This window comes from Acidiphilium sp. 34-64-41, assembly GCF_002282635.1.
In the GTDB taxonomy this organism is placed as follows: domain Bacteria; phylum Pseudomonadota; class Alphaproteobacteria; order Acetobacterales; family Acetobacteraceae; genus Acidiphilium; species Acidiphilium rubrum.
This window is the reverse complement of record NZ_NCJX01000093.1, coordinates 1-10,680: the sequence shown is the minus strand read 5'-3', so window position 1 is coordinate 10,680 and position 10,680 is coordinate 1. Positions and strand designations below refer to the sequence as shown.

The 10,680-nt window shown below is 60.1% G+C and carries 16 protein-coding genes; 8 read left to right on the top strand and 8 right to left on the bottom strand.

The features are described from left to right. The first annotated feature begins 191 nt into the window (after positions 1–191). A complete protein-coding gene (locus B7X49_RS15660; protein ID WP_286840128.1) occupies positions 192–716 on the top strand; it encodes a hypothetical protein in 525 nt (174 codons plus the stop codon). Between the two features lie 116 nt (positions 717–832). Next, positions 833–1,141: a CopG family ribbon-helix-helix protein gene (locus B7X49_RS15655; RefSeq protein ID WP_139334220.1), complete on the top strand. Its 309-nt coding sequence runs from the start codon at positions 833–835 to the stop codon at positions 1,139–1,141. Here B7X49_RS15655 and B7X49_RS15650 read toward each other — a convergent pair. Both B7X49_RS15650 and B7X49_RS15645 read right to left on the bottom strand, forming a co-directional pair. After that, entirely contained in the window at positions 1,114–1,788 is a 675-nt protein-coding gene (locus B7X49_RS15650; protein WP_051657651.1) for an NrsF family protein, read from the bottom strand. The two genes, B7X49_RS15655 and B7X49_RS15650, sit on opposite strands and share 28 nt — an antisense overlap. Continuing rightward, entirely contained in the window at positions 1,778–2,344 is a 567-nt protein-coding gene (locus B7X49_RS15645; protein ID WP_076454834.1) for an RNA polymerase sigma factor, read from the bottom strand. The genes B7X49_RS15650 and B7X49_RS15645 overlap by 11 nt, the downstream gene beginning before the upstream one ends. A gap of 214 nt (positions 2,345–2,558) precedes the next feature. Here B7X49_RS15645 and B7X49_RS15640 point away from each other — a divergent pair, with 214 nt between their 5' ends. Both B7X49_RS15640 and B7X49_RS15635 read left to right on the top strand, forming a co-directional pair. Beyond that, positions 2,559–2,801, top strand: a complete 243-nt coding sequence (locus tag B7X49_RS15640; RefSeq protein WP_286705233.1) for a hypothetical protein — start codon at positions 2,559–2,561, stop codon at positions 2,799–2,801. 7 nt (positions 2,802–2,808) lie between these two features. Next, the gene (locus tag B7X49_RS15635; protein ID WP_051657652.1) at positions 2,809–3,453 is read left to right on the top strand and encodes a DUF6969 family protein; all 645 of its coding nucleotides are present in this window, start codon (positions 2,809–2,811) and stop codon (positions 3,451–3,453) included. A gap of 5 nt (positions 3,454–3,458) precedes the next feature. On the opposite strand, the gene B7X49_RS15630 is transcribed toward B7X49_RS15635, so the two are convergent. The 3 genes from B7X49_RS15630 to B7X49_RS15620 are packed head-to-tail and all read right to left on the bottom strand — an operon-like array spanning position 3,459 to position 5,286. After that, the gene (locus B7X49_RS15630) at positions 3,459–4,145 is read right to left on the bottom strand and encodes a haloacid dehalogenase type II (RefSeq protein WP_286840124.1); all 687 of its coding nucleotides are present in this window, start codon (positions 4,143–4,145) and stop codon (positions 3,459–3,461) included. Then, positions 4,142–4,663, bottom strand: a complete 522-nt coding sequence (locus tag B7X49_RS15625) for a redoxin domain-containing protein (protein ID WP_286705235.1) — start codon at positions 4,661–4,663, stop codon at positions 4,142–4,144. Before B7X49_RS15625 ends, B7X49_RS15630 begins: the two co-directional genes overlap by 4 nt. A 23-nt stretch (positions 4,664–4,686) precedes the next feature. Continuing rightward, positions 4,687–5,286 carry a TetR/AcrR family transcriptional regulator gene (locus B7X49_RS15620; protein ID WP_286705236.1) on the bottom strand — a complete coding sequence of 200 codons (600 nt, stop codon included), beginning with the start codon at positions 5,284–5,286 and terminating at the stop codon, positions 4,687–4,689. Between the two features lie 102 nt (positions 5,287–5,388). Here B7X49_RS15620 and B7X49_RS15615 point away from each other — a divergent pair, with 102 nt between their 5' ends. The 3 genes from B7X49_RS15615 (at position 5,389) to B7X49_RS15605 (ending at position 7,145) form a co-directional block, all read left to right on the top strand. Next, positions 5,389–6,051, top strand: a complete 663-nt coding sequence (locus tag B7X49_RS15615; protein WP_353744440.1) for a DsbA family protein — start codon at positions 5,389–5,391, stop codon at positions 6,049–6,051. Then, positions 6,048–6,503, top strand: coding sequence for a DUF1330 domain-containing protein (locus tag B7X49_RS15610; protein WP_286705238.1), 456 nt, complete (start codon positions 6,048–6,050; stop codon positions 6,501–6,503). The genes B7X49_RS15615 and B7X49_RS15610 overlap by 4 nt, the downstream gene beginning before the upstream one ends. Before the next feature lie 138 nt (positions 6,504–6,641). Continuing rightward, positions 6,642–7,145 carry a hypothetical protein gene (locus B7X49_RS15605; RefSeq protein ID WP_286705239.1) on the top strand — a complete coding sequence of 168 codons (504 nt, stop codon included), beginning with the start codon at positions 6,642–6,644 and terminating at the stop codon, positions 7,143–7,145. A gap of 268 nt (positions 7,146–7,413) precedes the next feature. Here B7X49_RS15605 and B7X49_RS15600 read toward each other — a convergent pair whose 3' ends face one another. From B7X49_RS15600 to merA, 3 genes are read right to left on the bottom strand one after another with little or no spacing between them, the layout of a single operon-like run. Further along, positions 7,414–7,938 carry a hypothetical protein gene (locus tag B7X49_RS15600; protein ID WP_286705240.1) on the bottom strand — a complete coding sequence of 175 codons (525 nt, stop codon included), beginning with the start codon at positions 7,936–7,938 and terminating at the stop codon, positions 7,414–7,416. After that, positions 7,935–8,510: a redoxin domain-containing protein gene (locus tag B7X49_RS15595; protein ID WP_286705241.1), complete on the bottom strand. Its 576-nt coding sequence runs from the start codon at positions 8,508–8,510 to the stop codon at positions 7,935–7,937. The genes B7X49_RS15600 and B7X49_RS15595 overlap by 4 nt, the downstream gene beginning before the upstream one ends. Before the next feature lie 27 nt (positions 8,511–8,537). Next, positions 8,538–10,193 (bottom strand): mercury(II) reductase, encoded by a 1,656-nt coding sequence (gene merA, locus B7X49_RS15590; protein WP_286705242.1) that lies wholly within the window; start codon positions 10,191–10,193, stop codon positions 8,538–8,540. Between the two features lie 91 nt (positions 10,194–10,284). Between merA and B7X49_RS15585 the strand changes: the two genes are divergently transcribed. Beyond that, entirely contained in the window at positions 10,285–10,584 is a 300-nt protein-coding gene (locus tag B7X49_RS15585; protein WP_286705243.1) for a MerR family DNA-binding transcriptional regulator, read from the top strand. The last annotated feature ends 96 nt before the right edge of the window (positions 10,585–10,680 follow it).

Below are 10,680 nucleotides of genomic sequence, written 5' to 3'. Positions count from 1 at the left end.
ATGCCTACGCCCTCATCACCGCCGCTCGCTCTAACAATCTGCTGCCCACCATCCCTGCCCAGCTAGCGATCTGACCCGGGGGTGTGAACGGTTACGATTTTTATGCAACACCGACATGGGTCACTGAGGCATTACTGCGTCACATTAAGTTTCGGGGTCCGATTTGGTAACCCTGCTGTGGTACGGGGGCAATGTCGACCGTTTTGACAAAGCATGGCCACGAAGTAGTCTCTACAGATATCGTGGATCGTGGCTTTGGGACAGCAGGCATTGATTTTATGAACTGCAAGGCCGTACCAAGCGGTTGTCGGACCATTATCACCAATCCCCCTTACGGCGATACCGGTTCACACACCGGCCAAGAAAAATCATCTCTCGCAATGTTAGATTTTGTCCGCCACGCTCTCGCTCTTTCGGAAACCACCGATGGTCAGCTTGCTCTTTTGGTGCGGCTACAATGGATTGCCGGAAAGCGGGCTGCTGATCTGATGTCCACCGCGCGGTTTTGCGCGGTTGTAGCGTTAACAAAAAGAATTCAATGGTTTGATAATGGTGATAAAACAAACGCCGCTCAACACCATCACGCTTGGGTCGTGTTCGATCAAAGTTACCCCAAAGGGAAACCTCCGTCACTTTTGTTTGCTGGGGTTGACGACGAAAATGTGCTCAAAACCGATGGCCAATATTTATTGCCGCTCAAAACTCTACATGGCTAATTATTGGGCATCTATTTTCCGGGTGCCCGAAAACGATCGATTTTGCGCATGCCGATTCGGCAGACGCTTGTTATCTTAATCACTAAGATTGAATATTATTCAAACGGGAGGGGCAGATGGAGACCAGAGTTCTCACCGCGCACGTGCCACTGCCACTTGCCGTGAAGGTGGATGAATTGGCGAGCCGGATGGAGCGGTCGCGCGGCTGGATCTTCAAGCAGGCTCTGGCCGCTTGGATCGACGCCGATGAGATGAAGAGTACACTTACCCTCGAAGCCATGGCCGATGTCGCTGCCGGTAGGGTCGTGACTGGTGACGCGGTGCAAGCATGGGTGGACACCTTGGGGGGACCGGCCGTCTCCATTGCCGCGTTCGAAATCTGCGCGCACCGCTGCTCTCAGGATAAGGCGTTGATCGCGGTCTGACCCCGACGAAGCTGCACCAGAATGACGCGACTAACCGCGCTACCCGCGAGGGTGGACAGGGCAACACTACCCATCTGCCAGACCAGCAGGGTCGCGAAACTGGCCGCGCCGTGAAATAGCCGGAGTGAAAACTCGGCCGCCGCGGCAGCGGCCATGGCGCCGCATAGGGAGGCAGCGGTGGTACGGAACAGGGGCGTGCGGCGGAGGAGAAGAACCATGCCGATCGCCGGCACGATTCCGGCCATCGCAATCGCAGGAATACACATGACATCTGCGTGGAGACGCAGTGCATCCCCCTGCGTGGCTGCTGTCAGCAGAAGGCATTGCCGGCCGAGCGCACCTAGCCAAATCAGCATCATTCCAACCGGGAATACAAGTTTCCACCCCGGCTGATCAGGCCGGCCCGCGCAGAACGCGGCATAGGCCGAGGCGATGGCCGTCAGCGCCGCCAGAGCTTCGTCCAACGCGAAACCCGACCGAAGCAGCAGCGATCCCAGCGCCGGGCGTGGTCCCATCACCAGCGTGACCAGTGCAAGTGCCGGCAGCGTGATCGCGAGCCAGAGGGCGGTGGTTCGTCCTGGCGAACGCGCGCGGCGAACCGGGGCCAGATCGTTGGTTAACGCATCGATCAGGCTTTCATTCCGCATCGCCCACTCCCATGACGCGGCGAAGTCGGTGGATGGCCCGAAACGTTCTGACTTTCAGGGCTGTGACGCTCAAACCCGACGCTGCCGACGCTTGATGCAAACTCATTTCCTGCAATTTCAGCATATCGAGAACCTCTCTGTCGCGGGGCGACAAACGCCTGACCGCAGCGCGCATCGTCGCACGGTCAATAGTTGCCTCCAGCTGTGGATACGCAGTCAGGGCTGAAGAGGTTACAGGAAGATCATCTAAAACTGTTTCGTGCGCCGCGTGCCGGTGGCGCTGGCGGCGAACATCGGCCCCGCGCAGTTTCATGATGCCAAACAAAAATGGGGCTACCGGGCGGGGCGGTTCATAGAGATGCAGACTGCGGTGCAGGGCCAGCAGGGTCTCCTGCACGATATCCTCGATATCCGCGGCATTCGATTGCGGCCATCGTGCCCGCGCGCGACGGCGCAGCCACGGTAGAGCGGCGGACAACAACGCGGCATAAGCTCGGCGATCACCTTGCTGCGCCGCCGCCAGCCACAAACGCCAATGGGCGTCTTCCTCCGCCATTGTCCCCCCCTGAACCGGTGGCTCGATAATCCATTATAGTCAAGGTGGTGTCGATGGTCTCCCGTCCGTATTGACCCAAAAAAACGCGGCGCCGCGCGGGTAACCAAACCGCCGGCCGATGCGTATAATCCGGTGACGGGATCGTTGATCGGCCGGGTCTTGGCCGCACGCGATCACGTCGATCGCTCAGGGCTTAATTCAGAAAGGATACGCCATGACCAATCCCACGTCGCCGAACCGCATCACCAAGATATCGCTCACGCTGGGCTCCGCCGTTGCCATTGCCGGGCTGGTCACCGCCTTACCGGCCCAGGCAGCCACCAGCGGCAGTCGCTGCAACGGCAAGACCATGAGCTCGAAATCTAGCAGCAAGACAGGCGGTGCTCAAACGAATCACGCTGCGATGTCGGGAAAGAGGACAAAATCATCCAACTCCGCCACCTGCTCCGGAAAATAGTAGTGCAATGCAGATCGACCTGGACCAGAGACGTCTTGCGGCCGGCGTTTCACTGGTCGCGGCTATGCGCTCGATCGAGGACCGCGGTTCCAACCTGGTCGGAGAGTTGCTGAGTAGCGCGCCTTTCGTCGCGTTCGAACATTACCCGTCGGAAGATGTCTTCGATCCGGCGACGGGTGCGCAGTACTATTTCCATGCGCATGCACCAGAGGAGCACCGCCAGGGCGGCGCCGACTGGGCGGAGATCGGGCATATCCACACCTTCGTGCGGCCGGAAGGGCGCCGTGACGACGCTCCGATCCATCATCTCATAGCCATCGCACTCGATCGGTTCGGTCGCCCAACCCACCTGTTCACGACCAATCGCTGGGTCACCGGCGATGATTTCATAGCAGCGCGACAGGCCATGGGGTTCGCAAAAACCTACCACTTGACCGATCAGGCGCCGGCCAGCCGATGCATCAGCGCCTTGTTCACGTTGTTCGCGGACGATATCGCCAGCCTGCTGATCGAGCGGGATGCGGCGATCCACGCCTGGCAACGGGCGCATCCGGATGGCGAGGCGCTCGAGGATCGGGCGCTCGAGATCACGTCGTCCCGCACAATCGATCTCGTCGCTGTGTTATCCGAGCTTCAGAGCATGATCGATTGACGCGGTTATCGGCCGGGCGCCCATAGGAAAGCGAGTTCGGACAGGGTCCTGACCACGATGGCCGGCTGCCCCGGCAGCCGCTCCACCGGTTGATCGGCGCGATTGCACCAGGCGACCTGAAAGCCGAACACCGCGGCGCCATAGGCGTCCCAGCCGTTCGATGACACAAAACAGATCGCCTCACGCGCCACTCCCAAGCGATCGACCGCAAGCTGATACACTTCGGGTGCCGGCTTGAAGACGCCGACGGTCTCGACCGACAGAACATGGTCAAGCTGCGCGCCGATTGCTGCGTGATCGATCGCCGCCTTGAGCATCGCGGACGTGCCGTTCGATAGGATTGCGGTCACGATGCCGGCTGCCTTCAAGGCTTTGAGAATCGGCGGTACCTCCGGATAGACCGAAACGGTCTGGTACAGGTCGAGCAGTTGCATGCGGTGCCCCGCGTTGGTGAGTCCAGTGCTGTCGAGCGCGTAATCCAGTGCCTCGGCAGTGACCTGCTCGAAATCGGCATACCGATGCTGCAGGCTGCGCAGGAGCGTGTATTGGATCTGCTTGTCGCGCCAGGTCGTGGCCAGAACCGCACGCTTTAGCTCGGGAATAGCAGCGCATCGCGCGACGGCGGAGTTGAAGTTAAACAGGGTGCCGTAGGCATCGAACACACAGGCTTTGATGCCCGCGAGACCGCTCATCGATAGGTGCCCCGGATCGGATAGGCATTGGCGATCGCGAATTCGATGCCGCCCAGCAGGACATCGAGATCGGGTCGGGCGAACGGTGCATTCGAGATATCGACGATCTGAAGCGTGCCTGCGGGGTTGATCACGAACAGGCCCGGTTCGGGAAACCTGTGATCGGTTTCGGTGGCCGAACGCGGTTCCGAGATGTAGAGACCAAGCTCCTGCATCATCGGCACGTCGATGCCGTACAGCAGCGGAAAGCCCGGTTTGACCGAATCGAACGTCTCACGCGCCTGCGCCTCGCTATCCGCTGACAATGCCGCGACGTTCACTCTAAGCACCTCGAATTTTTCCAGACGCTGTTTGATCTTGCCAAGATAGCCCTTGCAGATCGGGCAATGCCTGCCACGATAGGCGAACAGGATCTGCCAGGTACCGGTACCGCCGAACTGATAATCGGGACCGTCGAGGCGCTTGAAGTGCATCGGCGAAAAATCCTGACCGGGATGCAGTTTTTGTGTTTTGTCCATAAGAACGAGACCTTTCGATTGGATCAAAGGACCGAATTTGAGAGGGAAAGAGATGCAAATGCGTGGGCGACGAGGCGCTCCAATCGGTCGCGTTCCGGTGCGAGACGCGCGAGCACCCGGAGTGCGAGCACGGTTGCCAGCAGAATTTCCGCCATAGCCGCAGGCTCGCTGGCAGCAGGCGTAAGTCCGAACTCCCGGGCATTCGCCAGTTGGATTCCGAAAAACGCCTCGACTTCGCCGAGGCGTGTCCGCGCGGTATCCCGCGCCGCTTGCGACATCTTGCCGCCGTCGAGCACTGAGTTGACCAGCAAGCATCCAAGTCGATCAGGATCGTTCACTGACAGATGGACGAGGTCATCGAAAAAGTACCGGATCGCGGCGATCGGATCCTCGATCGCGGACAATCTCGCCAGCCGTGCCGTCAAGCCTTGGTGCGCATAGCGATCTAGCGCCGCGATGAACAGACCATCCTTATCGCGGTAACGATGATAGAGCGATGCAGCACTCAAGCCGGTCGCCGTCGTCAGGTCGCGCAACGACGTATCGGCATAGCCATGCCGCCAGAACACGCCGACGGCGCGATCGAGCACGATATCGTCGGTCAGCGTGCGGGGGCGGGACATCGGTTGGGATCACTCTGTTGCACCATGGCCAGGGATGTAATAGAATGATCGTTATAATACAATCCGGCTTGCCGCCCAGTGCAGTATCGATCAGGAGCGCCCATGAGCCAGCCCCATCTCGTCTATTTTGCCGACCCGATGTGTTCGTGGTGCTACGGGTTTGCACCGGTGATCGAGGCGATCCGCTCTGAGTTCGGCCATCGCCTACAGATCCGCCTCATCCTCGGCGGCTTGCGCCCCGGCACCACTGCCCCGATGGATGCCGCCGCCAAAGCCCGCACGAGGGAGCATTGGGACCATGTCCATGAGGCCTCCGGCCAGGTCTTCGATGATGCTTTCTTCGAGCGGGACGGCTTTATCTACGACACCGAACCCGCCTGCCGTGCGGCCGTGCTGGCGCGCCGGCAATCGCCGGACGCGGCGCTCGACCTGCTCGATCGCCTCCATCGTGCCTTTTATAGCGGCAATCGCGATATCACCGACCCTGCCGTCTTGGCCGCGATCGCCGGGGAAGCGGGGCTCGATCAGGCGGCTTTTGCCGCGCATTTTAATGACGCCGATCTCCGCGAGGAAACCGCGCGGGATTTCCGGATCAGCCAACAAACCGGCGTGACCGGCTTTCCGACCGTGATTGCAGGGAGTGGTCGTGATTCGGATTATGCGATGCTGACGGCCGGGTTTCAGGCAAAACAGCGGATCATGCCCGCGCTGGCACGTTGGCTCGATCAGCAGCCAGGTTCAGCGCAAAGCGGGACTGCTGCATGATCGACCCCGCGCAGGAGAACCAGCCCACGGACCAGTTCATCGACCCGACCCGCCAGCAATTCGCGGCGTTCCAGGCCTTGCCCCGCGACGGGGCGATCCACATGCTCAACCTCGTCCGCTTTCGAGCCCGTGCTGCGTATCCGGACGGACGGGAGATGTCCGGTGCCGAGGCTTATCGGACATACGCGCGCGAGAGTGGTCCGGTATTTAGCCGTCTCGGCGGCCGGCAGGTCTGGCTCGGGCGGTTCGAACAGATGCTGATCGGCCCGGAGACCGAGCGCTGGGACGCAGTGTTCATCGCCGAATACCCTTCCGTCGCCGCGTTCGTTGCGATGGTGCGCGATCCCGTCTATCGCGAAGCCGTCAAGCATCGTCAGGCCGCCGTGGAAACGTCCCGCCTGATCCGCTTGGAATCGCGGCCCGCAGGAGCAGATTTCGGGGAAACGGGGTAAAATCGCCGGCGATCGGTTAATTCCCCCGCCTTTGCTCACGATCTTGTCATATTCAAAGGTTGAAACATAATCCCACGTCGATGCGAACGAGGAATGCAGCCAGCCGTTTGCCTGCGATAGACCGAAGGATTATCCTCGATGAAACACCGCCGCCTGACGATCCCAGCCGCAATAGCGCTCGTCGCCATCGCACCGACCGTATTCGCCGCGACCATAGCGCAATCCGGCTCCGCGAAAGGCGCTTCATGGAAGCCCTATTTCCGGGCTCATTCGCTCAATTTCCCGATGATTTTTCGGGCCCATCATCCCGGCCCGGCTTGGGTGCTTGGGCACGCCAAGGAACTTGGGCTGACGCCGGCACAGCAGAAAACCGAAAAAGAATTGACCATTCATATGGTTGGCGCGGCGAAATCGGCGGTCGCGACATTGAAGGCGAAATATGCCGACTACGCGAAGGATGCTGCTCAGCCGAACCCCAGTTCGCAGCAAATCACGGCTGATATCAAGTCTGTCGGTAAGGCTCAAATCGGGGTCGGAACGGCCATGATCCCCTACCATCTTAAGGCCTATGCCGCGCTCGATCCGCATCAGCGGGCGATATTCCGCAAAATGATTCCGGCTGCGAGGACAAATCCCGCGTGACGATCGGGCCGCTCTGCTGTTTGGCGGGTGCCCGGCTCTACCCTGACAAGGCGGAGGGTCCCGACCCCGCAAACCAGCTCGTGCCGTGCCGGGATCGGCCGCCGGCGCGAGACGCTCGTCGCGTCTCATTGAGATCGTTTCAAGGAGCATAGGCTAACCTGGTCGAGGGGCTAAGCCCTTCTGCGACGCTACGGCACCTGCTTCACGCTGATATCATGCCGAAAACCAGGGATCGCGACCATTGCGAGGCTATCACGATGAGAACGTATCAACATGCGCAATGCAGAGCACGCCGGGCGTTGCCGTAGAATCCCCAGGCCATCAGCGCGATCGCGATGCCGTAGAGCCATGCCTCGTGGGTCGCGATGAATCCCTGGATCGGCAGGCCCAGCGTGCCCGCGGCCGGTAGCACCGAGGCGATAGTGGCAATGGCCAATGGCAGTACCGGTGAACAGCAGAGCAGCGACGGCAGCACGGCAACAATGGCGCCCATCACGGATTTGCCGGATGTTGCGTGTGCTCCCTGTCTCAATCCATAGATACCAAGCGCCGTAGTTAAACCAAGCAAAACCGACATAACCATAGCCAGGAGCACTTCGCCGATGGTCAAGAATTGCAGCGATACCAAACCAATCGCACCGCCGGTGTCCGTTGCTGGCAGGACCAGTAGGTAAAAAGTCAGACCGATCACGAATGTCGCCAGACCCCAGAGCCGTGCGCGTCGGTCGGCGAACGCCAATCGGATCGCAACGGGCATCTGAACAATATTCTGCATCGTTGCGGTCATCATCATTTCGGTTCAGAGGCAATGAACGCCTTGATCTTGCCGAACGTCGCAGATGGTGTTGACGACATCGTTTTTGTTTTACGATCCGTACCGATCAGGTCATAGACATCGACATAATGGTGCGGGTTGTAGAGTGTATAAAGCGTCTTGGTGTCGTCGCCGAAGATGAAATGGGGATCGTGCATCAGGCTCGGTGCGGTCTGCTCGGCAAATTTCGTGATGCCAATTCCGGGATAGCCGCCGTTCTTGTAGTCCCGCAGGACGATCACCCGAATGTCCGATTTGTCGATCATCGCCTTTTCCTGCGTAAACTTGCGCAAACCCGCCCGGCAACTGCCGCACCAAGTGGCGACCTGCCAGAGCATGACCGGATGCCCCCGATATGACGCCAGTGATATGGTCTGGCCGTGGCTGACGAACGACGCGGCTGGCGCCGCCTTGTTGCTTGGGCTCTGCGCGTCTTTCGGCCCCATCACGCCGGAGGGCGAGGCGAGCGCCATGGGCGGCACAGACATCAGAGCCGAGAGGAGCACCATCCGGCGCGGGCGAATGTAATTCGAAATGATGGATTTGATCATGTGAAACCCTTTCCGTTGATGAGATCGTCAGCCGGCGCAGCAGGACAGTTGGGAGACATCCTTGGTGAAGGTCTGGGCCGCGAGCTTTAGCCCTTCCGTCATCACCAGATACGGGAACAGCATGTTGCCAAGGTCCTGAACGGTCATGCGATACCGAATCGCAATCGCCGCCGTCTGGATCATTTCACCAGCGTTGTGTGCCAGGATCTGGGCGCCGATCAATCGCTGCGAACCCGCTTCAGCGACCAGCTTGACGAAGCCCGAGGTATCGAAATTGGCAAGCGCTCGCGGCACGTTTTCGAGGTCGAGGCGACGTGTGATGGTTTCAATGCCAGCGGCATGCGCCTGCGCCTCGTCAAGACCGACGGTTGCAACCGACGGATCGGTGAAGACCACGGCCGGCACGATGGACAGGTCCAACGTGGCGTCACCGCCGGTCATGTTGATCGCGGCACGGGTGCCGGCCGCGGCGGCGACATAGACGAGTTGCGGCATGGTGCTGCAATCACCGGCCGCGTAGATATGACCCACAGACGTGCGCATGTGGTCGTCCACTAGGATTGCCCCGGTCAAATCGGTTTGCACCCCGGCAGCATCAAGCCCGAGACCATCGATGTTCGGTCGCCGCCCGGTTGCAATCAGCAATTGCTCGGCGTCGATCGTGTCACCATCAAGTGAGCCTCCTGTGAGAGCCACGCTAAAACGATTGTCATGATAGGTAACCGCCTGAGCTTCGGTTCCGGTCAGAACACGGAGCCCCTCCGCATCGAGTGCTGCTTGAAGTCCTGCACCGAGTTCCGGGTCATCGCGGGTAAGCAGGGTGGCGCGCGCGAGGACGGTAACCTCGGCGCCGAGCCGGCGATAGGCCTGGGCAAGTTCGAGCGCCACGAAGGACGAACCAATCACGATCACACTGGCCGGCATCGCTGCGGTGAACAGCGCCTCGGTCGAGGTCCAGTATGGTGTCCCGGCAAGTCCGGGAATTGGCGGTATGGCTGGTGCTGCACCGGTCGCAATCAGGATGCGGTCGGGAGCCAGCCGGGTTGTCGTCCCTGCGGCGTCGCTTACCACCAGGGTGTTCGCGTCCTCAAACCGCGCCGATCCGCGGACCAACGTGATGCCCGGATTGGTCTCGATGATGCTCTCATATTTCGCACCCCGCAGCGCATCGACCTGGGCACGGAGTTGGGCGAGCAGCGGCGCACGATCGATCGGCGTATCGGATCGCCCGATGCCTGCGAACGGATGATGCGCCTGATCGTGCCTGATCTCCGCCGCCCGCAACATGATCTTGGAGGGAACGCATCCGACATTGACGCAGGTGCCGCCGATAATCGGAGCGCGCTCGATCATCGTCACCCGTGCACCGTTTTCGACCGCGCGGATCGCCGCAGCGAACGCGGCACCGCCGCTGCCGATAATCGCGACATGCAACCCTTCGCCGTCGCTGCCACCCCTCTTGGGAGAATCCGTTCCGACTAGGTGTTCGAGGCCATAGCCGTGCGCGGCAACCGCTGCCTTGAGCGTTTCGAAACCGATCGGGGCTTCGCTGCGGATTTTGGCAATCCCCTCATCGTAGGCGACCTTTGCATCCACACCTGGCAGCCGGTTCAAAGCTATCTCAGCGGTTCGGGCGCAATGCTCGCAGGTCATTCCTGTAACCCGCAGCGATAACGTGTCCATGAACCATTCCTTTCATACATCCCGAGAACCAATCGCGATCACCTGCCGATTTGCCGTGAGCCGCCGGTCGAGACCCGTATTGGTCCTTCCAATGAACCGTATTATGGATGCTGGAGTAACTACAGGAGCAATAGGCGTTTCGATGATTTCTGAAAAAATGTTTTCCCATTTTGGACCATCAAGCCGGCAGGCCGACCCAGGAGTTCCGATCGGCGTTGTGGCACAACGGAGCGGCTGCGGTATCGAAACCATCCGTTTTTACGAAAGAGCCGGTGTACTGCCACGGGCAATGCGCACCGAAAGCGGCCGCCGGGTCTATGACGATACCGATATCGCGTATCTGCTCACCCCCCCCCCATCTGATTGGATCGGGATCGGGATCGGGGTCTGAAGATTTTGCTTGACACGGTCACGGCGGGTTCGATTCACCATCCTCGTGAAACGCGAAACTCTTCTGACCTTTTCCAAGGAGTCTCTGGTCGACCTG